The 24,416-nt window shown below is 70.2% G+C and carries 19 protein-coding genes; 7 read left to right on the forward strand and 12 right to left on the reverse strand.

Translation table 11 applies throughout. The annotated features are described in order from the left end of the window. Positions 1 to 239 precede the first annotated feature (239 nt). Positions 240 to 1,256 carry a LacI family DNA-binding transcriptional regulator gene (locus ACIPRD_RS25595; RefSeq protein WP_401566235.1) on the forward strand — a complete coding sequence of 339 codons (1,017 nt, stop codon included), beginning with the start codon at positions 240 to 242 and terminating at the stop codon, positions 1,254 to 1,256. Between the two features lie 63 nt (positions 1,257 to 1,319). Here the strand turns inward: ACIPRD_RS25595 and prcA are convergent, their stop codons facing one another. The 6 genes from prcA to arc all read right to left on the reverse strand — a co-directional run bounded on the left by prcA (position 1,320) and on the right by arc (position 7,345). After that, positions 1,320 to 2,057, reverse strand: a complete 738-nt coding sequence (gene prcA / locus ACIPRD_RS25600; RefSeq protein WP_356400127.1) for a proteasome subunit alpha — start codon at positions 2,055 to 2,057, stop codon at positions 1,320 to 1,322. A gap of 61 nt (positions 2,058 to 2,118) precedes the next feature. Next, a complete protein-coding gene (gene prcB / locus ACIPRD_RS25605) occupies positions 2,119 to 2,961 on the reverse strand; it encodes a proteasome subunit beta (protein WP_356400125.1) in 843 nt (280 codons plus the stop codon). Then, the gene (locus tag ACIPRD_RS25610) at positions 2,913 to 3,389 is read right to left on the reverse strand and encodes an endonuclease domain-containing protein (RefSeq protein WP_401566237.1); all 477 of its coding nucleotides are present in this window, start codon (positions 3,387 to 3,389) and stop codon (positions 2,913 to 2,915) included. The genes prcB and ACIPRD_RS25610 overlap by 49 nt, the downstream gene beginning before the upstream one ends. Before the next feature lie 32 nt (positions 3,390 to 3,421). Next, positions 3,422 to 3,640: a ubiquitin-like protein Pup gene (locus tag ACIPRD_RS25615; RefSeq protein ID WP_356400121.1), complete on the reverse strand. Its 219-nt coding sequence runs from the start codon at positions 3,638 to 3,640 to the stop codon at positions 3,422 to 3,424. A gap of 196 nt (positions 3,641 to 3,836) precedes the next feature. Next, positions 3,837 to 5,348 (reverse strand): depupylase/deamidase Dop, encoded by a 1,512-nt coding sequence (dop, locus tag ACIPRD_RS25620; protein WP_356400119.1) that lies wholly within the window; start codon positions 5,346 to 5,348, stop codon positions 3,837 to 3,839. A gap of 230 nt (positions 5,349 to 5,578) precedes the next feature. Next, the gene (arc, locus tag ACIPRD_RS25625; protein WP_356400117.1) at positions 5,579 to 7,345 is read right to left on the reverse strand and encodes a proteasome ATPase; all 1,767 of its coding nucleotides are present in this window, start codon (positions 7,343 to 7,345) and stop codon (positions 5,579 to 5,581) included. Between the two features lie 523 nt (positions 7,346 to 7,868). Here arc and ACIPRD_RS25630 point away from each other — a divergent pair. Further along, complete coding sequence (locus tag ACIPRD_RS25630; RefSeq protein ID WP_356400115.1) at positions 7,869 to 8,171, forward strand: ferredoxin; 303 nt, start codon at positions 7,869 to 7,871, stop codon at positions 8,169 to 8,171. A gap of 142 nt (positions 8,172 to 8,313) precedes the next feature. Here ACIPRD_RS25630 and ACIPRD_RS25635 read toward each other — a convergent pair whose 3' ends face one another. From ACIPRD_RS25635 to ACIPRD_RS25645, 3 genes are all read right to left on the reverse strand, one after another. After that, positions 8,314 to 8,907: a hypothetical protein gene (locus ACIPRD_RS25635; RefSeq protein WP_356400113.1), complete on the reverse strand. Its 594-nt coding sequence runs from the start codon at positions 8,905 to 8,907 to the stop codon at positions 8,314 to 8,316. 556 nt (positions 8,908 to 9,463) lie between these two features. Next, complete coding sequence (locus tag ACIPRD_RS25640; RefSeq protein WP_356400111.1) at positions 9,464 to 10,369, reverse strand: tRNA (adenine-N1)-methyltransferase; 906 nt, start codon at positions 10,367 to 10,369, stop codon at positions 9,464 to 9,466. A 92-nt stretch (positions 10,370 to 10,461) separates the two neighbouring features. Next, positions 10,462 to 12,102, reverse strand: a complete 1,641-nt coding sequence (locus ACIPRD_RS25645; protein WP_401566243.1) for a site-2 protease family protein — start codon at positions 12,100 to 12,102, stop codon at positions 10,462 to 10,464. 177 nt (positions 12,103 to 12,279) lie between these two features. On the opposite strand from ACIPRD_RS25645, the gene ACIPRD_RS25650 reads away from it, so the two are divergent. After that, a complete protein-coding gene (locus ACIPRD_RS25650; RefSeq protein WP_356400107.1) occupies positions 12,280 to 13,233 on the forward strand; it encodes a RecB family exonuclease in 954 nt (317 codons plus the stop codon). A 14-nt stretch (positions 13,234 to 13,247) separates the two neighbouring features. After that, positions 13,248 to 13,919: a response regulator transcription factor gene (locus tag ACIPRD_RS25655; RefSeq protein WP_356400105.1), complete on the forward strand. Its 672-nt coding sequence runs from the start codon at positions 13,248 to 13,250 to the stop codon at positions 13,917 to 13,919. A 93-nt stretch (positions 13,920 to 14,012) separates the two neighbouring features. Here the strand turns inward: ACIPRD_RS25655 and ACIPRD_RS25660 are convergent, their stop codons facing one another. The 3 genes from ACIPRD_RS25660 to metH all read right to left on the reverse strand — a co-directional run bounded on the left by ACIPRD_RS25660 (position 14,013) and on the right by metH (position 20,522). Further along, positions 14,013 to 15,617: an ABC transporter substrate-binding protein gene (locus ACIPRD_RS25660; protein WP_401566245.1), complete on the reverse strand. Its 1,605-nt coding sequence runs from the start codon at positions 15,615 to 15,617 to the stop codon at positions 14,013 to 14,015. Positions 15,618 to 16,046: 429 nt separating this feature from the next. Further along, positions 16,047 to 16,787: an HAD family phosphatase gene (locus tag ACIPRD_RS25665; protein WP_356400100.1), complete on the reverse strand. Its 741-nt coding sequence runs from the start codon at positions 16,785 to 16,787 to the stop codon at positions 16,047 to 16,049. Positions 16,788 to 16,985: 198 nt separating this feature from the next. Beyond that, the gene (metH, locus tag ACIPRD_RS25670; protein WP_356400098.1) at positions 16,986 to 20,522 is read right to left on the reverse strand and encodes a methionine synthase; all 3,537 of its coding nucleotides are present in this window, start codon (positions 20,520 to 20,522) and stop codon (positions 16,986 to 16,988) included. A 288-nt stretch (positions 20,523 to 20,810) separates the two neighbouring features. Between metH and ACIPRD_RS25675 the strand changes: the two genes are divergently transcribed. From ACIPRD_RS25675 to glpK, 3 genes are all read left to right on the forward strand, one after another. Further along, positions 20,811 to 21,575 (forward strand): IclR family transcriptional regulator, encoded by a 765-nt coding sequence (locus ACIPRD_RS25675; protein ID WP_356400096.1) that lies wholly within the window; start codon positions 20,811 to 20,813, stop codon positions 21,573 to 21,575. Positions 21,576 to 21,988: 413 nt separating this feature from the next. Beyond that, the gene (locus ACIPRD_RS25680) at positions 21,989 to 22,783 is read left to right on the forward strand and encodes an MIP/aquaporin family protein (RefSeq protein ID WP_356400094.1); all 795 of its coding nucleotides are present in this window, start codon (positions 21,989 to 21,991) and stop codon (positions 22,781 to 22,783) included. Between the two features lie 69 nt (positions 22,784 to 22,852). Then, on the forward strand, positions 22,853 to 24,391 hold the full coding sequence (glpK, locus tag ACIPRD_RS25685) for a glycerol kinase GlpK (RefSeq protein WP_356400092.1): 1,539 nt from the start codon (positions 22,853 to 22,855) through the stop codon (positions 24,389 to 24,391). The last annotated feature ends 25 nt before the right edge of the window (positions 24,392 to 24,416 follow it).

A 24,416-nucleotide genomic window follows, 5' to 3' on the forward strand; every position in this document is an offset into this window, starting at 1 on the left:
TACGTACCATGTGCGCTGTTCACACGTCCAGACGAACGGAAGCAGCCACCAGGCACGCGGACGCCGGGCACGGACGGCCGGAAACGGTGAGATCCACCCCGGCCGACACGAATCGATGCGAGTCGACTCGAATCCCGTGAATCCGCACGGACCGGCACGGAACCCACCAGGCCGAAGAAAAAACTAAAACCCGACAGAATCACCCATCGTAACCCGGAAACATGAGGAGCACGCCCACGGTGGCACGCAGCAGCACGCGCCCGACAAGCCGTGACGTCGCCCAGGCGGCCGGAGTCTCACAAGCGGCCGTCTCCCTCGTCCTGGGCGGAAAATGGCGCGGCCGCGTCTCCGAACCCACCGCCGAACGCGTACGGCAGGCCGCACAGGAACTCGGCTACCGCCCCAACCTCGCCGCCCGCAACCTGCGCCTCGGCCGCACCCGCACCGTCCTCCTCGTCGTACCGGCCCTCACCACCGAGTTCTTCGCCGGCGTCTACACCGGAGCCGCCCGCGTCGCCGCCCAGCACGGCTTCGGCGTCGTCCTCTACCCCTCCCCCCAGGGAGTCGGCCCCGCCCGCGACCCCTTCGCCTCCGCACAGGCCGCCCTCGACGGCGTCATCGCCTCCTCCATGGCCGCCGACGCCCTCAGCGACATCCTCGGTGACCAGCTCCCCCTCGTCATGCTCGACAGCGACCCCGCCGGCAGCCTCGGCGCCGCCACCGTCAACCTCGACATCGCCGACGGCGTCCGCCAGGTCGCCGAACACCTCCTCGGCCTCGGCCACCGCCGCGTCCTGCACCTCGCCGCCGACGTCCCCTCCTGGACCTTCCGCGTCCGCGCCCGGGAACTCGCCGCCCGCCTCGCGACCGTCCCCGGCACCGAGATCACCACCACCACCGCGCCCATCAGCATCGACGGAGCCCGCGCCGCCGTCGAGACCGCCCTCACCGCCCCCGGCCCGCATCCCACCGCCATCGTCTGCGACGACGACAAACTCGCCGCCGGCGCCTACAAGGCTCTCCGCCGCCTCGGCCTCCGCGTCCCCGACGACATCTCCGTCACCGGCCTCGACGACCTCGCCCTCGGCACCGCCATCGACCCGGAACTCACCACCGTCCGCCTGGATGCCGAACTCTTCGGCGAACACGGCATGCGCGCCCTCCTCGCCGTCCTGGACGGCCGCGAACCCGACAGCGGGGACATCCCCGTCCACCTCGTCGTCCGCGGCTCCACAGCGCCCCCACGCGACGCCTGACCCCGGACAGCACGAACGCCCCGGACCGGAGAACCGGCCGGGGCGTCCCGTCAGCGGGAGGACTCACTCCTCGTCGGCGGTCTCCGCCTCCGTCCTCGCACCGTCCGCCTCCAGCAGACGCGACAGCTGACGCCCGACGATCCGCTTGAACTTGCGCTTCTGCGGACGCGTACGGTCCAGCACCGCCACCTCCAGCCGCTCCGCGGGAATCTCCCGCTCACCGCCGTTGGTGTCGCGCGACAGCGCCTGCACCGCGAGCTTCAGCGCCTCCGCCAGACTCATCCCGTCCTGATGGCGCTGATCCAGGAACGTGCTGATCTGCTCCGCGTTGCCGCCCACCGCTACCGAACCGTGCTCGTCCACGATCGAACCGTCATGCGGCAGCCGGTAGATCTGATCACCCTCCGGAGTCTCACCGACCTCCGCCACGACCAGCTCCACCTCGTACGGCTTCTCGGCCGCCGAGGAGAAGATCGTGCCCAGCGTCTGGGCGTACACGTTCGCCAGGCCCCGGGCCGTCACATCGTCCCGGTCATAGGTGTAACCACGCAGATCCGCGTACCGCACACCACCGATGCGCAGATTCTCGTACTCGTTGTACTTGCCGGCGGCCGCGAAACCGATCCGGTCGTAGATCTCGCTGAACTTGTGCAGCGCACGGGACGGGTTCTCACCGACGAACACGATGCCGTCGGCGTACTGCATGACCACCAGGCTGCGGCCACGCGCGATGCCCTTGCGGGCGTACTCCGCCCGGTCGGCCATCGCCTGCTGGGGGGAGACATAGAACGGCGTCGACACCGGTTATCCGTCCCTTTCTGTCATGGTCACTGGATCACCTCCGGAAGAACCGCGGCCGCGCTCAGAGCAGAGCGGCCCGCGGGCCGTCCGGCTCCTCCAGACGCCGCTGGAGCACCGCACGGGAGATCTCGGACGCCTCGTCCTCGGTCAGCCGGCGGAAACCGTCCTCGGTGATCACGGTGATGATCGGGTAGATCCGGCGGGCGACATCGGGACCACCCGTCGCCGAGTCGTCGTCAGCCGCGTCGTACAGCGCCTGGACCACCAGGGTCGTGGCCTGCTCCTCGGTCAGGTCGTCACGGAACAGCTTCTTCATCGCACCCCGCGCGAACAGCGAGCCGGAACCCGTCGCCGCGTAGTTGTGCTCCTCGGAACGCCCGCCCGTCACGTCGTACGAGAAGATGCGGCCCCTGTCCCGGTCCACGTCGAACCCCGCGAACAGCGGCACCACGGCCAGCCCCTGCATCGCCATGCCGAGGTTGGAACGGATCATGGTCGAGAGGCGGTTCGCCTTGCCCTCCAGCGACAGCTGGGCGCCCTCGACCTTCTCGAAGTGCTCCAGCTCCAGCTGGAAGAGCTTCACCATCTCCACGGCGAGACCGGCGGTGCCGGCGATGCCCACGGCCGAGTACTCGTCCGCCGGGAACACCTTCTCGATGTCCCGCTGCGCGATGACGTTGCCCATGGTGGCGCGGCGGTCACCGGCGAGCACGACACCGCCGGGGAACGTGACCGCGACGATGGTGGTGCCGTGCGGCGCCTGGACCGTCCCCTCGACGGGCAGCCGCCGCTTGCCGGGCAGCATCTCGGGCTGGTGCTCCGAGAGGAAGTCGATGAACGAAGAGGACCCTGGCGTCAGGAAGGCAGCTGGTAGACGCCCGGTGCTACGAGTGTTGGCTTCCACGCGATTCCTTCCACGTATGCGGCAGCCCGCCTGATGACGTCGGGCCGATCTTTGAACCGCCCCAGAGCGGCGTTGCAGCTGAAGCACAGTACGCCACGGACCCTACCCGTCTCAGGGCGGTGATCCACGTGCGCGGGAGGAGCGGACGGACATGTGCGGCGGATACCGCCCCGGGCGACCCTCGACGCGTCCCGCTCGGCCTCGGTGATGCCGTACCGGCGACGGAGACGGTCCTGCCGGCCGCACACGGCACGGCATTCCTCGCAGCGGGTGGCCGGACCGTCCGAGGCGGTCGTGTCCCGCCGCGCGTTCCCGGCAGTACGCCTGCGGCCCGGCACGCATGGCCTGTCGCTCGCGAAGGCCGCTCGCGGCTTCTCCCGCCTGCACCGCGAGCAGCGCTTCGCACCTTCAGGTCCTGCCAACCCCACCCCGCCGCCTTAGATTCGAAGGAGAACCGGGCTCACTGCCCGCCCTTCTGAACGAATCCGCGCACGAAGTCCTCGGCGTTCTCCTCGAGCACATCATCGATTTCGTCCAGGACGGAGTCCACGTCGTCGCTCAGCTTCTCGTGGCGCTCCTTGAGGTCCTCGGAAGCCTGGGCGTCCTGCGCCTGCTCCTCGACCTCTTCCGTGGAACGCGTGGCCTTCTGCTGGCCGCCGTCGGTGTCCTTGGTCGCCATAACCTCACCCCGCTCAGTTCGCCCGACATGGTCGACGGGTCGGCATTCCTGCCGTTCGGTGATGATCAGACCCTACAAGCCGGGCCCGACATCGGCCCCGCAGTTCCGAGAACGTACGGGGGCCATCTCGATGATTCCCGGACGGGCGGATTTCCACCCTGCCCGCCCGGCCGGCCGCGAGCGCCCCCGGCCCCGCTCAGCCGCCGGACAGGACCTTGACCAGGTCTTCTGCCGTGCGGCAGCGGTCCAGCAGCTCCTTGACGTGATTTCGCGTTCCGCGTAGCGGTTCCAGGGTTGGGACGCGCTGGAGCGAGTCCCGGCCCGGGAGGTCGAAGATGACCGAGTCCCAGGAGGCCGCGGCCACGTCGTCCGCGTACTGCTCCAGGCAGCGTCCGCGGAAGTAGGCGCGGGTGTCCTCCGGGGGCTTGGTGCGCGCCCTGTCGACCTCGGACTCGTCCAGCAGGCGCTTCATGCGGCCGCGGGCCGCCAGACGGTTGTAGAGGCCCTTCTCGGGGCGCACGTCGGCGTACTGGAGGTCGACGAGGTGCAGCCGGGCGGCGTCCCAGTCGAGGCCGTCGCGGCGGCGGTAGCCCTCCATCAGTTCCCGCTTGGCGACCCAGTCCAGTTCGCCGGCGAGGCTCATGGGGTCGTTCTCGAGCCGGTTGAGGGTGTCCTCCCAGCGGGAGAGGACGTCCTTGGTCTGGTCGTCGGCGTCGACGCCGTAGCGCTCCTCGACGTACTTGCGGGACAGCTCGAAGTACTCCATCTGAAGCTGGACGGCGGTGAGTGTCCGGCCGCTGCGGAGGGTGACCAGACGCTTCAGGGAGGGGTCGTGGGAGACCTGGTGGAGGGTGCGTACGGGCTGGTCGACGGCGAGGTCCACGGCGATGAAGCCGTCCTCGATCATGGACAGGACCAGCGCGGTCGTGCCCAGTTTGAGGTAGGTGGAGATCTCCGAGAGGTTGGCGTCGCCGATGATGACGTGCAGGCGGCGGTACTTCTCGGCGTCGGCGTGGGGTTCGTCGCGGGTGTTGATGATGGGGCGCTTGAGGGTGGTCTCCAGTCCGACCTCGACCTCGAAGTAGTCGGCGCGCTGGCTGAGCTGGAAGCCGTGTTCGTGGCCGTCCTGGCCGATGCCGACGCGGCCGGCGCCGGCGAAGACCTGGCGGGAGACGAAGAAGGGCGTGAGGTGGCGCACGATGTCGGAGAAGGGGGTTTCCCGCTTCATCAGGTAGTTCTCGTGCGTGCCGTAGGAGGCGCCCTTGTTGTCGGTGTTGTTCTTGTAGAGGTGGATGGGCTGGGCGCCGGGGAGCTGGGCGGCCCGTTCGGCGGCCTCGGCCATGATGCGTTCGCCGGCCTTGTCCCAGAGGACGGCGTCGCGCGGGTTGGTGACTTCGGGGGCGCTGTATTCGGGGTGGGCGTGGTCGACGTAGAGGCGGGCGCCGTTGGTGAGGATGACGTTGGCGAGGCCGATGTCCTCGTCGGTGAGCTGGCTGGAGTCGGCGGCCTCCCGGGCGAGGTCGAAGCCCCGGGCGTCCCGGAGCGGGTTCTCCTCCTCGAAGTCCCAGCGGGCCCGGCGGGCCCGGTGCATCGCCGCCGCGTAGGCGTTGACGATCTGGGACGAGGTGAGCATGGCATTGGCGTTGGGGTGGCCGGGGACGGAGATGCCGTACTCCGTCTCGATGCCCATTACTCGCCGTACGGTCATGCGGCCCTCCTTGCCCGGCGGCGCCCTCGGTCGTGGGTGCCGCTCACTACCGCTGGCGCTCCGGTGCGTGTGCGGTGCCCGTCCCCGCACTGCGCGACTCGGCGGTAGGAAAGAGCCTAGAACGCCTTTGCGCCGGTGGGGAGATCATTTGCGTCATTGCCTGTCGCGGCCTGTCCGGAAAAGCAGGCGGCTGCGGGGGCCCGCCGGGGCCACCCGCAGCCGTCCTGTGTTTACAGGTACTGGCCGGTATTCGCCACCGTGTCGATGGAGCGTCCGGTGTCGGCGCCCTGCTTTCCGGTGATGAGGGTGCGGATGTAGACGATCCGCTCGCCCTTCTTTCCGGAGATCCGGGCCCAGTCGTCCGGGTTGGTGGTGTTGGGGAGGTCCTCGTTCTCCTTGAACTCGTCCACGCAGGCCTGGAGGAGGTGGGAGACGCGGAGGCCCTTCTGGCTCTTCTCCAGGAAGTCCTTGATCGCCATTTTCTTGGCGCGGCCCACGATGTTCTCGATCATGGCGCCGGAATTGAAGTCCTTGAAGTAAAGGACTTCCTTGTCGCCATTGGCGTAGGTGACTTCCAGGAAGCGGTTGTCCTCGGATTCGGCGTACATGTGCTCGACCGCGGTCTGGATCATGCTCTGGACCGTGGTCGCCCGGTCGCCGCCGTGTTCTCCGAGGTCGTCGGAGTGGAGCGGGAGGCGTTCGGTGAGGTACTTGCCGAAGATGTCCTTGGCGGCCTCGGCGTCCGGGCGCTCGATCTTGATCTTCACGTCGAGGCGGCCGGGGCGCAGGATGGCGGGGTCGATCATGTCCTCGCGGTTGGAGGCGCCGATGACCACGACGTTCTGGAGGCCTTCCACACCGTCGATCTCGGCGAGGAGCTGGGGGACGATGGTGTTCTCCACGTCCGAGCTGACGCCGGATCCGCGGGTGCGGAAGAGGGATTCCATCTCGTCGAAGAAGACGATGACGGGGGTGCCCTCGCTGGCCTTCTCCCGGGCACGCTGGAAGACGAGGCGGATCTGCCGCTCGGTCTCGCCGACGTACTTGTTGAGGAGTTCGGGGCCCTTGATGTTGAGGAAGAAGCTCTTGCCGGCGGCCTGGCCGGAGACCTCCGCGACCTTCTTGGCCAGGGAGTTGGCGACGGCCTTGGCGATGAGCGTCTTGCCGCATCCGGGGGGTCCGTAGAGGAGGACGCCCTTGGGCGGGCGCAGCTCGTGCTCCTTGAACAGGTCCGGGTAGAGGTAGGGGAGCTCGACGGCGTCGCGGATGGCCTCGATCTGGTTGCCGAGGCCGCCGATCTGCTCGTAGCCGATGTCGGGGACTTCTTCGAGGACGAGCTCTTCGACCTCGCTCTTGGGCACGACTTCGTAGACGTAGCCGGAGCGGGGTTCGAGGAGGAGCGCGTCGCCGGGGCGGATGGTGACGTCCAGCAGTGGCTCGGCGAGCCGTACCACCCGTTCTTCGTCGGTGTGTCCGAGGACGAGGGCTCGTTCGCCGTCCTCGAGGATCTCCTTGAGGGTGACGATGTCGCCGACGCTCTCGTATTCCATGGCGTCGACCACGTTGAGCGCCTCGTTGAGCATGACCTCCTGGCCGCGCCGGAGGTCGTCGAGTTCGACGCTGGGGCTGACGTTGACGCGGAGCTTGCGGCCGCCGGTGAAGATGTCGGCGGTGCCGTCCTCGTTGGCCTGCAGGAAGACGCCGAAGCCGGCGGGCGGCTGGGCGAGGCGGTCCACCTCTTCCTTGAGGGCCACGATCTGGTCGCGGGCCTCGCGGAGGGTGTTGGCCAGTCGTTCGTTCTGTGCGGAGACGCCGGCCAGATTGGTCTGCAGCTCGACGATCCGCTCCTCGAGAATCCTCGTGTGCCGCGGAGAGTCGGCGAGCTTGCGTCGCAGGACGGCGATCTCCTGCTCAAGGTAGGCGATCTGCCCGGCCGGGTCGTCGGACCCTCGTCCCGGGCGGATGCCGCGGTTCATGTCGTCGTCGTGGGCTGCCACGGTCCTCACCTCCTCCAAGGGGAGCTGGACGCTTCCAGACCCTACCTGGGTGGGTGTCGATTGAAACCCCTAGATCACAAAGACTGTCAAGGTGTGTCGTCGGTCACCCGGTGTGCTCCCTCTCGCACGGAGGGGATACCCACTCAACGTGATTCGGAAGCGGCTTGTTCCGGGTCGGGAGGAGTCAAGACCCTTCAGGAGTGGCCGGAGTTGTCTGCTCCGGGGCGGTCGGCCGGTTCCCGGGCATGCGGGAGGCCGCTCGTACGATCATCACGTAGAGCGACGGCGGGGGCGGTGGATGTCACCGTGAGGGCGGCCTGAAATGTGCGCCGCGGGGTCCGGGGCTCCCTTCCCCGGTGTGCCGCCTGTACCCGAGGGGTCGTGGGAGGAAACCCTCCCACCCTGCCGCACACGAGGGGAAAGCGGGCGGAGGTAGGGTCGGTGGTGTCCAACAGCCGCTGGTGCGGACCCGGCTGGCTCGCGCCTGCCGGACGGCCCGCCCGGCGAACCGACGGCAGGAGAGATGAGCGTGCAGCAGGAGGCCCCGGACAGCGAGGCGCTGGAGGTCTGGATCGACCAGGACCTGTGTACCGGTGACGGGATCTGCGTCCAGTACGCGCCGGAGGTGTTCGAGCTGGACATCGACGGGCTGGCCTATGTGAAGGGCGCGGACGACGAACTGCTCCAGGACGCGGGGGCGAGCACTCCGGTGCCGTTGCCGCTTCTGACGGACGTGGTGGACTCGGCGCGGGAGTGTCCGGGCGACTGCATCCATGTGCGCCGGGTTTCGGACAAGGTCGAGGTGTACGGTCCGGAGGCGGACTGAGTCCCGGCAGAAACCCCGAACGCCCACGTTCGCCGACAGGCGGGCGTGGGCGTTCCGGCTTTCGGGCGCGGGCGCGCGCGTGGGTCCGGCGGGTCCGGGGCGGCCCTGGTCCAGGGCGGACCCGGGGCGGGCGCCGGGCGGGTCAGACGCTGTGGGACGGGGCGGGGGTGGAGCGGAGGAACGCGCGGCCGTTCCACTGCCACTTGGCGGGCGTCTTCACGTCGGGGCAGCAACGGGGTACGTCGGTGGTCGAGTAGCCGAGCAGGGTCGCGGTGACGGCTCCTCCGGCCACGGCGAAGTCGGTGACGGTGAGCCTGTCCTTGGTGTCGACGAGGGTGGCGACCAGGCGGGCCCTGCCGTCGCCGGCGGCGCGGGTGAGCACGTAGACGGCGTCGGGCGGGGTGCCCATGGGGGCGTCGCAGTGGACGACGGCGACGGTCTCCGGCCGGTGGTCGCCGTCCAGGTCGCCGGTGGCCTTCTTCACCACCACCGCCTTGACGGGCCCGCACTGGAGCGGGAAGGCCACTCCGTCGGTGCTCGGGGGCGTGGTGTCGGCGGGGGCGGGCCGGGCCCCGGTGGCGGTGCCCGTGCCGGTGGCCGGCTGGGCGGCCGTGGCCGACCCGGGCTGTATGACGGAGGTCAGGGCTATCACGCCCGCGACGGCGGTCGCGGTGCCGACCCAGTGGATGGGCCGGGTGTGCGCGTGGGCGAGCTCCGGTACGGCGGATTGCTGCACGAGGAGTGTCTCCTGTGAGGGCTGTGCCGGTGAGGGGGTGGCCTGCATGGTGCCACACGTCACGTTTCGGGGGAACGGCGGGGTCGGCACGGATTTCCGCAGGCGGGGGCACGCGCGTTCCCCCGGGCGAGCCTTCGCGGCGGGGGCCTCGGCCGGTGGCGGCCGCGGGGAGCGGGCCGATGCTGTCGAACCGGCGGCCACCATGGGCTGCCGGCCCGGCCTCCCCCGAGTCGACGGTCGCGGGCGCGGGGCCGTCCGGCGGGCGGTCAGGAGTGCCGGATCGCTCCGGCGACGGCTCGGGACACGGGGCCGCCACCGGGTCGCCGGAAACGCCGGGCCGCCCGTGGCGGCGACTCGGGGTACGGGCGTCCGGGAGGGCGGCCGGGGGTGCCGGAGTGCGCTGAGGGGTCCGGGTGGGCGCACGGCCGTCCGGGGCCCTGGGAGCGGGGCGTCGAGCACCGCGCCGGAGGCGTCAACGTGTGAGCGCCGTGGCGGAGTTCCCGGTGGAGGTGGGGAACTCGGCCACGGCGCTCGTGTGTTGTGCCGGGTGGGCGGGTCAGCGGCCCGCGGCACCGCCTTCGGCGTTGGGGCCGGCGTAGTCCTCGCCGTAGGCGCCCTTGGCGGGGCGGCGGCGGCGCATGGGCGGCTCGACGCCGTCGGCGAGGCGACGGGCGGTGAGCAGGAAGCCGGTGTGGCCGATCATGCGGTGGTCGGGGCGGACGGCCAGACCCTCGATGTGCCAGTTGCGGATCATGCTCTCCCAGGCGGTCGGCTCGTTGAAGCAGCCGATCTCCCGGATGGACTCGACGGTCCGGGCGAGCTGGGTGGTGGTCGCCACGTAGCAGCACAGGATGCCGCCGGGGACGAGGGCCTTGGAGACGGCCTCCAGGCACTCCCAGGGGGCGAGCATGTCGAGGATGACGCGGTCGACGTCGGTGTCGGACAGGTTGTCCTGGAGGTCGCCGACGGTGAGCTGCCAGGCGGGGTGTTCTCCGCCGAAGTAGCGCTCCACGTTCTGCTTGGCGATCTCGGCGAAGTCCTCGCGGCGCTCGTAGGAGTGCAGCATGCCCTGGTCGCCGATGGCGCGCAGCAGGAAGCTGCTGAGCGAGCCGGAGCCGACGCCGGCCTCGACGACGCGGGCGCCGGGGAAGATGTCGGCGAAGGCGAGGATCTGCCCCGCGTCCTTCGGGTAGACGACGGCTGCCCCTCGGGGCATGGACAGGACGTAGTCGGGGAGCAGGGGGCGCAGCGCGAGGTAGGCCACGTTGCCGGTGGTGCGGACAACGCTGCCCTCGGGAGCACCGATCAGTTCGTCGTGCGGGAAGGAACCCTTGTGGGTGTGGAAGTTCTTCCCGGCCTCGAGCGTGAACGTGTAGTGGCGGCCCTTGGGGTCGGTCAGCTGAACCTGGTCCCCGACCTTGAAGGGCCCGCGCCTGCGGGCGGCACCGGTCGGTTCGGACATGTGACCAGCCTACCGGCACCCGGGGAGGGTGCCGACCACGCCGGGGCCCAGGGGGTGCGGGGTGCCCGCGGCGGGGCCGGGCGGGGCGGGGTTCAGGAGGGGCGGGCCATGGCCTTGACGAAGGCGCGTTCGACGTCGGCGGCGGAGAGGACGCCGTAGATCTCTCCGGTCTCCTCGACGACGAGGTATTCGGTGGCCGGGGTGGCGCGCAGGGTGTCGAGGAGTTCCTCGCCGGACAGTTCGGCGGAGACGCGCATGCCGTCGGTGAGGTCCTGGGCGAGGCCGCTGACGGCGACCCAGGGGCGGCGGTGTTCGGGTACGCCGACGATGGCGGCCTCGCGGACGAGGGAGAGCGGGTTGCCGTCGGCGTCGACGACGACGAGGGCGCGGGCTCCGGCGGCGTTGGCGCGGCGCAGGGCCTCGGAGAGCGGGGTGTCGGTCTGGACGGGGACGGCGCGGCGGGTGAGGGTGCGGGCCCGGAGGTCGGGGAGGTGTTCGCGCAGGCGGGCCATGCGGAGGCTGTTGCCGGCGCCGGTCCAGATGATGGCGGCGAGGATGGCGGCGAGCAGGGCGTCGGTGACGGTGTCCATGCCGCTGATGTCCTCGCCGTCGCCGCCGAGGGCGCCGGACTGGTTGAGCAGGGGCAGGCCGACGAGGACGGCGAGGGCGAGGGCGCGGCCGACCCAGGCGGCGGCGACGGTGCCGCTCATGGGCTTGCCGGTGATCTTCCAGACGACGGCGCGGAGCATGCGGCCGCCGTCGAGGGGCAGGCCGGGCAGCAGGTTGAAGATGGCGACGAAGAGGTTGGAGATCATCAGGCCGGCGAGCAGGACGCCGGGGACGCTGGCGGGTTCCACGGGTTTCATCGCGAGGTAGAAGACGCCGGCGAGGACGAGGGAGAGCAGGGGTCCGACGAAGGCGAGGACGAACTCGCGGCCGGGGGTCTCGGCTTCCTTCTCGATCTCGGAGACGCCGCCGAAGAACTGGAGCTGGATGCGGCGGACGGGGAGCTGGAAGCGGATCGCGGCGACGGTGTGGGCGAGTTCGTGGACGAGGACGGAGGCGTAGAAGGCGACGGCGAAGAAGAGGGAGACGAGGTAGCGGGCGGCGCCCAGTTCGGGCAGGACGCGGTCGAGCTGGCCGCCGAAGACCCAGGTGATGAGGGCGGCGACGAGGAACCAGCTGGGGGCCACGTAGACGGGTACGCCGAAGAGGCGTCCCATGAGGAGGCCGCCTCCGGGTTCCTCGGGGCGGGGGCGCGGGGGTTCGCCCTTGGCGATGCCGGAGTGGGCGAGGGTGCGGTGTCCGTCGTCGGTGCCGGTGGCGGGGGCCGGGGCGTCGGCGGGGGTGCCGTGGTCGCCGGGGTCCGTCGCGGCCGGCTCGGCCGGGCTGTCGCGGTCCGTGGCGGCCGGCTCGGCCGGGGTGCCGCTGTCACCGGAGTCCGTGACGGCCGGGGTGCCGCTTTCGCCGCGGTCCGACGCGGCGGGCCCGGGCGGGGTGCCGTTGTCGCCGGCGTCCGTCGCGGCGGGCTCGACGGGGGTGTCGTCGTGGCCGGTGGGCGGGGTGCCGGGGGTGGCGCCGGGGTCCTCGGCCTCCTCCCGGCGTTCTTCGCCGGGGCGCCGGGAGGAGTGGAGTGCGGTCTCCTCGGGTGCCGGGGTGGTAGGAGTCGCGGGGTGCTGGGCCGGCTCGTCGTTGCCGGACCGCGGCTGCCCGCTCCCGCCGCTCACGTCCACGGTGTCCCCTCGTTCGAAGCGTCTTCCGCTCCTGCCGGGCGGAAGGGTCTCGGGTCGATGGTATGCGGCCCGGGTGCCGTGTTCCGCCCCGGGCACCCCCTGTGTTCGCCGTACGGGTGCGCGGTCGGGCGGTCGGGGGGTGGGTGACTGTCGGTGGTGGGCCGTATGGTCTGTGGAATGGACAGCAGCAGCGAGGATTCGGGAACGGCCGGTACGGGCGAGGGGGCGCGGGAGCCGGTGGTGGCCGCGCGTGCCGTCGTGGCGCCGGCTTCGCTGTCCCCGTCGCGGGCGAGCGACTTCATGCAGTGTCCGCTGCTGTACCGGTTCCGGGTGATCGACCGGCTGCCGGAGAAGCCGAGCGAGGCGGCGACGCGGGGCACGCTGGTGCACGCGGTGCTGGAGCGGCTGTTCGACGCGCCGGCGTCGGAGCGGACGGCTCCGCGGGCGAAGGCGCTGATCCCCGGGCAGTGGGACCGGCTGCGGGAGAGCAGGCCGGAGGTCACGGAGCTGTTCGCGGACGACGCCGAGGGCGAGCGGCTGGCGCGCTGGCTCGGTGAGGCGGAGCGGCTCGTGGAGCGCTGGTTCACGCTGGAGGATCCCACGCGGCTGGAGCCTGCCGAGCGGGAGCTGTTCGTGGAGACGGAGCTGGAGTCGGGGCTGCGGCTGCGCGGGATCATCGACCGGGTGGACGTGGCGCCGACGGGTGAGGTGCGGATCGTCGACTACAAGACGGGCAAGGCGCCCCGCGCGGAGTACGCCGAGGGCGCGCTGTTCCAGATGAAGTTCTACGCGCTGGTGGTGTGGCGGCTGAAGAACGTGATTCCGCGGCGGCTCCAGCTGGTGTACCTGGGCAGTGGGGATGTGCTGACGTACGACCCGGTGGTCGCCGATCTGGAGCGGGTGGAGCGCAAGCTGCTGGCGCTGTGGGCGGCGATCCGGGAGGCGACGGAGTCCGGTGACTGGCGGCCGCGGCCGACGAAGCTGTGCGGCTGGTGCGATCACCAGGCGCGTTGTCCGGAGTTCGGGGGGACTCCCCCGCCGTATCCCCTGCCGTTGGCGCGGGCCGGGGAGGAGCCGGTGAGGGCGGCGGAGTCCGGTGAGGGTGAGCGGGGCAGAATGGGCGCGGACTAGCGAAGGAGTGTCTCGTGGCGATCCGCGTCCTACTGGTCGACGACCAGCCGCTGCTGCGTACCGGGTTCCGGATGATTCTGGAGGCCGAGCAGGATCTCGCGGTCGTCGGTGAGGCCGGTGACGGTCTGCAGGCCCTCGACCAGGTACGTGCCCTGCAACCGGATGTCGTGCTGATGGACATCCGTATGCCCCGGATGGACGGGGTGGAGGCGACCCGGCAGATCACCGGTCCCGAGCGGAACGGTCCGGCGAAGGTGCTGGTGCTGACCACGTTCGATCTGGACGAGTACGTGGTGGAGGCGTTGCGCGCGGGGGCCAGCGGGTTCCTGCTGAAGGACGCCCCGGCGCATGAGCTGGTGCAGGCGATCCGGGTGGTGGCGGCCGGCGAGGCGATGCTGGCGCCGAGCATCACGCGGCGGCTGCTGGACAAGTACGCGACGCATCTGCCGTCGGGTGAGGAGCCGGTGCCGGACACGCTGCACACCTTGACGGACCGTGAGGTGGAGGTGCTGAAGCTGGTGGCGCGGGGGCTGTCGAACGCGGAGATCGCCGCGGATCTGTTCGTGAGCGAGACCACGGTGAAGACGCATGTGGGTCATGTGCTGACGAAGCTGGGTCTGCGGGACCGGGTGCAGGCGGCGGTGTACGCGTACGAGAGCGGTCTGGTGCGTCCGGGCGCGCAGTAGCGGCGGCTTCGGGGTCACGACGGCGAAGGGCGCCCTTCCGGTGGAAGGGCGCCCTTGGCGTGTGCGGGCCCGGAGGGGTCCGCCGGTGGTGTGTCAGCTGCTCACGCCGCGACCGAGCTCCCAGAGCTGGAGCGTGGAGGTGGAGTTGAGCGCGTAGGAGATGCCGGTGATGTCGTCGCGGGCGGCGACGTACTGCTTGCCCTGCCACAGCGGGATGAGCGGGACGTCCTCGGCGACGGCGTCCTGGATCTCGGTGAGGGTCTTGGCGGCGTCGAGGCGGTCGGCCTCGCGGCGGGACTCGGGGATCCACGTCCGCTGCACGCTGGTGTTGGTGTACGGCGACTTGAGGACGTTGTCCTTGTCGAGGAACGGCGCGAGGAAGTTGTCGGCGTCGGGGAAGTCGGGGAACCAGCCCATGCCGAAGGCGTCGTACTCGCCCTTGAGCTCGGCCGGGCGGAACTTCGCCCAGGGGGCGCCCTGGATGGTGACGTCGAACAGGCCGCTGCCGTTGAGCTGCTGCTGCAGGATCTCGAACTCCTGCTTGGTGGCGGAGCCGTAGTGGTCGGTGGTGTAGTGCAGGGTCAGCTTCACCGGGGTGGTGATGCCGGCGCGCGTCAGCAGGTCCCTGGCCTTGTCGGCGCTCGGGGGGCCGTACTTGTTGAAGAACGAGTTGGAGTGGCCGGTGAGGGAGGCCGGGACCAGCGAGTACAGGGGGGCGGCCTGCGTGCCGTAGACCTTGGAGATGATCTCGTCACGGTTGATGAGCTGGGCCATGGCCTGGCGGACGGCCTTGGACTTCACGGTGGGCGCGTCGGTGTTGAAGGCCAGGTAGCGGATTTCCATACCCGGCATGTCGACGATCGCGGCGTTCTTGTCGGATCCGGCGTCGAGCTTCTGGATCTGCGCCGGCGACATGTTGCGGGTCATGACGTCGATGTCGCCCTTGTCGATGGCGACGCCCATCTGGTCCGCGGTCTTGTAGGAGCGCAGGACGACCTTCTGGTTGCTCAGCGTCACGCTGCCCTTGTAGGAAGGGTTCTTGGTGAACGTGGCGGCGCTCATCGCGTCGCCGGCGATCGTGCCCTTGAAGGTGTAGGGGCCGGAGCCGTCGACGTTGAAGCCCTTGCGGAGCGAGTCCTTGGGGTAGAGCTTCGGGTCGACGATGCTGGACGGCGGGGTGGACAGCTTGAACGGGAAGGTGGCGTCCGCCGTCTTGAGGTGGAAGACGATGTCCCGCGCGCCCTGGGTCTCGACGGTGTCGATGGTGTTGAGCAGGGCGGCGACGCCGGTGTCGGCGTTGATGTGCAGGACGCGCTCGATGGAGTACTTGACGTCCGCGGCCGTGATCTCGTCGCCGTTGGAGAACTTGAGGCCGTCACGCAGCTTGCAGACGTAGCGCTCGTTGCCGCTGTCGGTGAAGGCGCAGCTCTCGGCGGCCTCGGGGACGGGCTGGCCCTCGCCCTTGGGCTGGGTCATGAGGGTCTGCTGCGTCTGGCGCAGGATGTTCCAGGAGCCGACGTCGTAGGCGAAGGCGGGGTCGAGCGGGGCCGGTGCGTCGCTCGTGGCGACGAACTGATCCGTGGTGCCGACGGTGATGGCGTCGTCACTCTTGCCCCCGTCGTCGGATCCACCGCAGGCGGCGAGAATCGGCGTCAACAGTCCGGCCACGGCCGGGAGCACCAAAGTCTTGCGGTTCATGCGGACTTTCTCCAGAGCTCTTCGTTTCGTGCACCCGTCACGCATGAGTGGTGCGGCGGATCACGGGGGTTGTGCGATGTTCTCGCGATGAGATTAGTCCGCGCTCACAGGAACGTTCACAGGGCGTTGAGTTGAGGGCCCATCACGCAGCGGAACCGGTTGCGGACGCACCGAAGGCCCTGCGGCGGCAGGATTGGTGCAGTGATCCATCAATCGGGACACAAGGGCGCGCCGGGCGGCCCCGGGGCGGGCCGTCCGGCACATGCGGGTGACGATGTCTAGACCACTTCGAGTGAGGAAGGTCACAAATCGGCGCGCGGGGTCCCATTAGTGGAATTCAGCCAGGTGAACGCCGGGCAATTCGATCCGGGCGCCCGGCGGGGAAATGTGCCTGGTGCACGCAATGGGCTTTGCACGCTGGGTGAACGGCTAGCGCATTTGCGTCATCAGACCGCGCAGAAATGTCAGGTCGACCTCTTCCAGGGAGGTGACGACCGTGCGCCGCTCGGCGGGGGCGATGGGGGCGATGGAGGGGACGGCGACGACCTGGCAGCCCGCGGCCTCCGCGGCGGCGACGCCGGTCGCGGTGTCCTCCACGACGGCGCACCGGGCCGGGTCCACGCCGAGTGCGGCGGCGGCGAGCAGGTACGGGTCGGGGTAGGGCTTGGTGCGCGAGACCTCGTCCCCGGCGACGGAGAGGGTGAAGTGGTGCGGGCCGAGGACGGTCAGGACGCGGTCGATGATGCGCCGGTGGGAGGCGGAGACCAGGGCGGTGGGGACGGCGTGCTCGTGGAGCTCGGCGAGCAGCCGGGCGGCGCCGGGCATCAGGGGCAGGGACCGGCCGATGCGGTCCTCGAAGCCGTCGTTGAGCAGGACGGAGAGTTCGGCGAGGGTGATGTCGGCGCCGGTGGCCTCGATGAGGAAGCCGGCGCTGCGGGTCATGGGTCCGCCGACCACGACGTGCCGCCAGGATTCGTCGAGGGTGTGGCCGAGGGCGGCGAAGACCTCCGCCTCGACGTCCCACCAGAAGCCCTCGGTGTCCACCAGGGTGCCGTCCATGTCGAGGAGCACCGCTTCGAGGGCCAGGCTTTCGGCCGTTGTGGTCTTCCCGGCTCGGGTGGTGCCGAGAGCGTGGGGAAGGGTTCCGGGCGCGGGGACCGTACCGGTCATCCGGGCGCACCTCCTTGAGGGACGGCCAGGCCGGTTCCCGGACAGGGAACCGGCCTGCAGTGGACCGACCAGTGTACGTCGCCGGCGGGCGGATCGCCTCGTTTATCCGGCTCGCGCCGGGGTATCCCTTGGAACACCTCCGGCGCAGGTCAGGGAGGGTTTCGGTGTGCCCGTGGCCCGGTGCCCCGCCCGGACCTGTCAGCGGGCGTTGAAGTACTTGGCCTCGGGGTGGTGGATCACGATGGCGTCGGTGGACTGCTCGGGGTGGAGCTGGAACTCCTCGGACAGCTGGACGCCGATCCGCTCCGGTTCGAGCAGCGCGGCGATCTTGGCGCGGTCGGCCAGGTCCGGGCAGGCGCCGTAGCCGAGGGAGAAGCGGGCTCCGCGGTACTTCAGGTCGAACATGTCCTCGATGCCGGCCGGGTCCTCGCCGGCGAAGCCGAGTTCGGAGCGGACCCGGGCGTGCCAGTACTCGGCGAGTGCCTCGGCCAGCTGCACGGACAGGCCGTGCAGTTCGAGGTATTCGCGGTAGGCGTTGGCCTCGAAGAGCCGGGCGGTCTCCTCGCCGATGCGCGAGCCGACGGTGACGACCTGGAGGCCGACGACGTCGGTCTCGCCGGACTCCTCCGGGCGGAAGAAGTCGGCGAGGCAGAGCCGGCGGCCGCGGCGCTGGCGCGGGAAGGTGAACCGGGTCCGTTCGTTGCCCCGTTCGTCCAGGATGATGAGGTCGTCGTCCTTGGAGACGCAGGGGAAGTAGCCGTGGACGACGGCGGCTTCGAGCAGGTTGTCGGTCTGGAGCCGGTCGAGCAGGCCGCGCAGGCGCGGGCGGCCCTCGGTCTCGACGAGTTCCTCGTAGGTCGGGCCGTCTCCGGTGCGGGCCTGCTTCAGGCCCCACTGGCCCTTGAAGAGGGCGCCCTCGTCGAGCCAGCCGGCGTACTCCTTGAGCTGGATGCCCTTGATGACGCGGGTGTCCCAGAAGGGCGGGGTGGGCACCGGGTTGTCGGTGGCGACGTCGGAGCGGACGTGGCCCTCCTCGGGGCGCTCCGGGGTCTCCACGACCGTCGTGGCGGCCCGGACCCGGCGCTGCTTGAGTTCGGGCAGCCGGGCGCCGGGGACACCGCGCTTGACGCCGATGAGGGCGTCCATCAGGTGCAGGCCCTCGAAGGCGTCGCGGGCGTAACGGACCTCGCCCTCGTAGATCTCGTGGAGGTCCTGCTCGACGTAGGCGCGGGTGAGGGCGGCGCCGCCGAGGATGACGGGGAACCGGGCGCCGAGGCCGCGCTGGTTCAGCTCCTCCAGGTTCTCCTTCATGATCACCGTGGACTTCACGAGGAGGCCGGACATGCCGATGACGTCGGCGCTGTGCTCCTCGGCGGCGTCCAGGATCGCGGAGACGGGCTGCTTGATGCCGAGGTTGACGACGTTGTAGCCGTTGTTGGACAGGATGATGTCGACGAGGTTCTTGCCGATGTCGTGGACGTCGCCGCGGACGGTGGCGAGCACGATGGTGCCCTTGCCCTCGGCGTCCGACTTCTCCATGTGGGGTTCGAGGTGGGCGACGGCCGTCTTCATGACCTCGGCGGACTGCAGGACGAACGGCAGCTGCATCTGGCCGGAGCCGAAGAGTTCACCGACGACCTTCATGCCGTCCAGGAGGGTGTCGTTGACGATGTCGAGGGCGGGGCGCAGGGTGAGGGCCTCGTCGAGGTCGGCCTCCAGGCCGTTGCGTTCGCCGTCGATGATGCGGCGCTTGAGGCGCTCGTCGAGCGGGAGGGCGGCCAGTTCCTCGGCCTTGCCGGCCTTCAGCGACTTGGCGGTGGCGCCCTCGAAGAGCTGCATGAGTTTCTGGAGCGGGTCGTAGGCCGGTTCGTCCCCCTGCTGGGGGCGCCGGCGGTCGTGGATGAGGTCGAGGGCGGTGGTGACCTCTTCGTCGCTGAACCGGGCGATGGGCAGGATCTTGGAGGCGTGCACGATCGCCGAGTCCAGGCCCGCCTTGACGCATTCGTCGAGGAAGACGGAGTTGAGCAGGATGCGGGCGGCGGGGTTGAGGCCGAAGGAGATGTTCGACAGGCCCAGCGTGGTCTGCACCGCCGGGTGGCGCCTCTTCAGTTCGCGGATCGCCTCGATGGTGGCGATGCCGTCCCCCCGGGACTCCTCCTGACCGGTGCAGATGGTGAAGGTCAGGGTGTCGATGAGGATGTCCTCCTCGCGGATGCCCCAGTTCCCGGTGAGGTCGTCGATGAGCCGTTCGGCGATCTCGACCTTCTTCCCGGGCGTGCGGGCCTGGCCCTCCTCGTCGATGGTGAGGGCGATCAGGGCGGCGCCGTGTTCGCGGGCGAGCCGGGCGACGTGGGTGAAGCGGGAGTCGGGGCCGTCGCCGTCCTCGTAGTTGACCGAGTTGATGACGGCGCGTCCGCCGAGCTTCTCCAGGCCGGCGCGGAGCACGTCGACCTCGGTGGAGTCGAGGACGATGGGCAGGGTGGAGGCGGTGGCGAAGCGGCCGGCGAGTTCCTCCATGTCGGCGACGCCGTCGCGGCCGACGTAGTCCACGCACAGGTCGAGCATGTGCGCGCCCTCGCGGATCTGTTCGCGGGCCATCTCCACGCAGTCGTCCCAGCGGGCCTCGAGCATGGCCTCGCGGAACTTCTTGGAGCCGTTGGCGTTGGTGCGTTCGCCGATGGCCAGGTAGGAGGTGTCCTGGCGGAAGGGGACGGACTGGTAGAGGGAGGCGGCGCCCGGCTCGGGGCGGGGGTCGCGGGTCGGCGGGGTGAGGTCCCGGACGCGTTCGACGACCTGGCGCAGGTGCTCGGGGGTGGTGCCGCAGCAGCCGCCGACGAGGGAGAGGCCGTACTCGCGGACGAAGGTCTCCTGGGCGTCGGCGAGTTCCGGCGCGGTCAGCGGGTAGTGGGCGCCGTTCTTGCCGAGGACGGGCAGTCCGGCGTTGGGCATGCAGGACAGCGGGATGCGGGCGTTGCGCGCGAGGTGGCGCAGGTGCTCGCTCATCTCGGCGGGGCCGGTGGCGCAGTTCAGGCCGATCATGTCGATGCCGAGCGGTTCCAGCGCGGTGAGGGCCGCGCCGATCTCGGAGCCGAGCAGCATGGTGCCGGTGGTCTCGACGGTGACGGAGACGATGAGCGGCAGGTCGAGGCCGGCGACGTCGAGGGCGCGGCGGGCGCCGAGGACGGCCGCCTTGGTCTGGAGCAGGTCCTGGGTGGTCTCGACCAGGAGGGCGTCGGCGCCGCCCTCGATCATGCCTTCCGCGTTGCGCTGGTAGGCGTCGCGCAGGGTGGTGTAGGGGGCGTGGCCGAGGGTGGGGAGCTTGGTGCCGGGGCCCATGGAGCCGAGCACCCAGCGCGGGCGGCCGTCGCGGGCGGTGAACTCGTCGGCGACCTCGCGGGCGACGCGGGCGCCGGCCTCGGACAGTTCGTGGACGCGGTGGGCGATGTCGTACTCGCCGAGCGCGGAGTGGTTGGCCCCGAAGGTGTTGGTCTCGACGCAGTCGACGCCCACGGCGAAGTACGCCTCGTGGACGGAGCGGACGATGTCGGGGCGGGTGACGCTGAGGATCTCGTTGCAGCCCTCGAGGTCCTGGAAGTCCTCCAGGGTGGGCTCCTGGGCCTGGAGCATCGTGCCCATGGCTCCGTCGGCGACCACCACGCGGGTGGCGAGTGCCTCACGGAGCGCGGACGCACGGGTCCGGCTGTCGGCGGAAGGGGTCGTTGGCGACGAGGCCATGAAGGGGCTCCCTGGGATGCGACGGCTGTCGGCTATGCGGCTTTCCCGGCGGACCGGGTTGGGGCACGGCGTCAGCGTAACCGGGAGTGGGCTTGGATGGGCACCGGCGTCCACGAGGCGGACGCGGATGGCGGAACCGGGTGGCCGGGCCGCGCCGCGCGGGCCCGGTGGATGCGACAGGAGTCGTCCGACCGTTGGCGGGAGGTCGACATGGACCGGTAGTGTTCGACATTGCCGAACGGTGCGTGTGCAGGCGTCGGCGGTCGAAGGGACGGAGGCAGGACGGCGATGGCACGGAACATCCAGTCGCTCGAACGCGCGGCCGCGATGCTGCGGCTGCTCGCGGGCGGTGAGAGGCGGCTCGGCCTCTCGGACATCGCCTCGTCGCTCGGTCTGGCCAAGGGTACGGCCCACGGCATTCTGCGCACCCTCCAGCACGAGGGGTTCGTCGAGCAGGACGAGGCCTCGGGCCGCTATCAGCTGGGCGCCGAGCTGCTGCGTCTGGGCACCACCTACCTGGACGTGCACGAACTGCGGGCGCGGGCCCTGGTGTGGACCGACGATCTGGCGCGGTCCAGCGGGGAGAGCGTCTATCTGGGGGTGCTGCACCAGCAGGGGGTGCTGATCGTGCACCACGTCTTCCGGCCGGACGACAGCCGGCAGGTGCTGGAGATCGGGGCCATGCAGCCGCTGCACTCCACGGCGCTGGGCAAGGTGCTGGCCGCGTACGACCCGGTGGCGCACAGCGAGGTCCTGGAGAGTTCGCGCACCGCTTTCACGGACCGGACGGTGTGCGGCCCGGCGGACTTCGAGAACCTGCTGGACCTCACGCGCGCGCGGGGGTACGCGGCGGACGTGGAGGAGACCTGGGAGGGCGTCGCGTCGATCGCCGCGCCCATCCACGACCGGCGGCGGATGCCGGTGGGCGCGGTCGGCATCACGGGGGCGGTGGAGCGGCTGCACCCCGACGGGGGGCTGCGGCCCGAGATGATCGCGGCGGTGCGGGACTGCGCCCGCGCGGTGTCGCGGGATCTGGGCATGGGGCGGTTCTGAGGGGACCCTCGCGGGCCGGCGCGGCGACGGTGTGACGACCGGAACATCCGCGCCCTGAGCGGCGAGTGGGCCATCGGTGAGCGACCGGGACGCGGGACGGCGTTCCGGTTCTTCGCATGTCCTGAAATGGACATATAACTCACCAAAGCGTGCACGTGACGCTGAGCAAAGGACGAACCATAGGCGCGTGCGATCAATAACGATCCTGTTTTCGATTACAGAACCCTTGACGCACGAGTGACGCCGAAGCGAGACTCCCGTCCATCGGTCGGCATTGTCGAACAACTACCGGTAATACGCGCTAGAGTGTGACAACGCCAAGGGCCGGCAACGCTCTCATCCCATGAGGGCGCCAGAACCCCCGGAGAGATCCGGGGTTCGGCTTCCCTGGACGAAGGACAAAGGAGTCGCGGGTGTCCAGCTCCGACATCTTCATCGGCGAGACCATCGGTACCGCCATACTCATCCTGCTCGGCGGTGGCGTCTGCGCCGCCGTCACGCTGAAGGCCTCCAAGGCCCGTAACGCCGGTTGGCTCGCCATCACCTTCGGGTGGGGTTTCGCCGTTCTGACGGCCGTTTACACCTCGGCGCCCCTGTCCGGCGCGCATCTGAACCCGGCCGTGACGCTCGCGCTCGCGATCAAGGACCACGATTTCAGCACCCTCCCCGTCTACTGGGGCGGTCAGCTGCTCGGTGCCATGATCGGCGCGTCCCTGGTGTGGCTCGCCTACTACGGCCAGTTCCAGGCGCACCTCACCGACAAGGAGATCGTCGGCGGTCCCGGCGCCCAGGCCACGGCGGCCAAGGCCGTCGAGGCGGAGGAGGCGGCCGCGGGTCCCGTGCTCGGCATCTTCTCCACCGGTCCCGAGATCCGCAACGTGCTGCAGAACCTCGCCACGGAGATCATCGGCACGGTCGTGCTGGTGCTCGCGGTCCTCACCCAGGGCCTGAACGACAAGGGCAACGGCCTCGGCACGCTGGGCGCCCTGATCACCGCGCTGGTGGTCGTCTCCATAGGCCTCTCGCTCGGCGGGCCCACGGGCTACGCCATCAACCCCGCCCGTGACCTCGGTCCGCGCATCGTGCACGCCCTGCTGCCCCTGCCCAACAAGGGCGGCTCCGACTGGAGGTACGCCTGGATCCCGGTGGCCGGTCCGCTGATCGGCGGCGCCATCGCTGCAGGCATATACAACGTCGCCTTTGCTTAGAGAAGTGACCCGCTTCCAGCACGCGCCGTACGTACAGCCCCCTCACCCAGGATCTTTCAGGAGCACACAGTGACCGACGCCCATACCGCAGGCCCCTTCATCGCGGCGATCGACCAGGGCACGACCTCCTCGCGCTGCATCGTCTTCGACCGGGACGGCCGCATCGTCTCCGTCGACCAGAAGGAGCACGAGCAGATCTTCCCCAAGCCGGGCTGGGTCGAGCACGACGCCAACGAGATCTGGACCAACGTCCAGGAGGTCGTCGCCGGCGCCCTGCAGAAGGCGGAGATCAGCCGCGAGGACATCAAGGCCATCGGCATCACCAACCAGCGCGAGACCACCGTGCTGTGGGACAAGAACACCGGTGAGCCCGTCCACAACGCGATCGTCTGGCAGGACACCCGCACCGACGCCCTCTGCAAGGAGCTGGGCCGCAACGTCGGCCAGGACCGCTTCCGCCGCCAGACCGGCCTGCCGCTGGCGTCCTACTTCGCCGGCCCCAAGGCCCGCTGGCTGCTGGACAACGTCGAGGGCCTGCGCGAGCGCGCCGAGGCCGGCGACATCCTCTTCGGCACCATGGACACCTGGGTCATCTGGAACCTGACCGGCGGGGTGAACGGCGGCAAGCACGTCACCGACGTGACCAACGCCTCCCGCACCATGCTGATGAACCTGCACACCACGCAGTGGGACGAGAAGATCGCCGAGTCCATGGGCGTCCCCCTCGAGATCCTGCCCGAGATCCGCTCCTCCGCCGAGATCTACGGCGAGGTCACCGGCGGCAGCCTCGGCGAGCTGCTCGGCGGCATCCCGGTCGCCTCCGCGCTCGGCGACCAGCAGGCGGCCCTGTTCGGCCAGACCTGTTTCTCCGAGGGCGAGACCAAGTCCACCTACGGCACCGGCACCTTCATGGTGATGAACACCGGCGACAAGATCATCAACTCCTACGCGGGCCTGCTGACCACGGTCGGCTACAAGATCGGCGACCAGCCGACCGTGTACGCGCTGGAGGGCTCGATCGCCGTCACCGGCTCCCTGGTGCAGTGGATGCGCGACCAGATGGGCCTGATCTCCACCGCCGCCGAGATCGAGACGCTCGCGCTGTCGGTCGAGGACAACGGCGGCGCGTACTTCGTGCCCGCCTTCTCGGGCCTGTTCGCCCCGCACTGGCGCTCCGACGCCCGCGGTGTGATCTCCGGCCTGACCCGGTACGTCACCAAGGCGCACCTCGCGCGCGCCGTCCTGGAGGCGACCGCCTGGCAGACCCGCGAGATCGCCGACGCCATGACCAAGGACTCCGGCGACGAGCTGGTGACCCTCAAGGTCGACGGCGGCATGACCGCGAACAACCTGCTGATGCAGACGCTCGCCGACGTCCTGGACGCGCCCGTGGTGCGCCCGATGGTCGCGGAGACCACCTGCCTCGGCGCCGCCTACGCCGCCGGCCTCGCCGTCGGCTTCTGGTCCAGCACCGACGAACTGCGCGCCAACTGGCGCCGGGCCGCCGAGTGGACCCCCCGCATGGACGCGGAGACCCGCGACCGTGAGTACAAGAACTGGCTCAAGGCCGTCGACCGGACCATGGGCTGGCTCGAAGACGAGAGCTGAGCGGCCCGACCGCCGCTCAGCCGCT

The organism is Streptomyces sp. NPDC090108, from assembly GCF_044747185.1.
Taxonomy (GTDB): domain Bacteria; phylum Actinomycetota; class Actinomycetes; order Streptomycetales; family Streptomycetaceae; genus Streptomyces.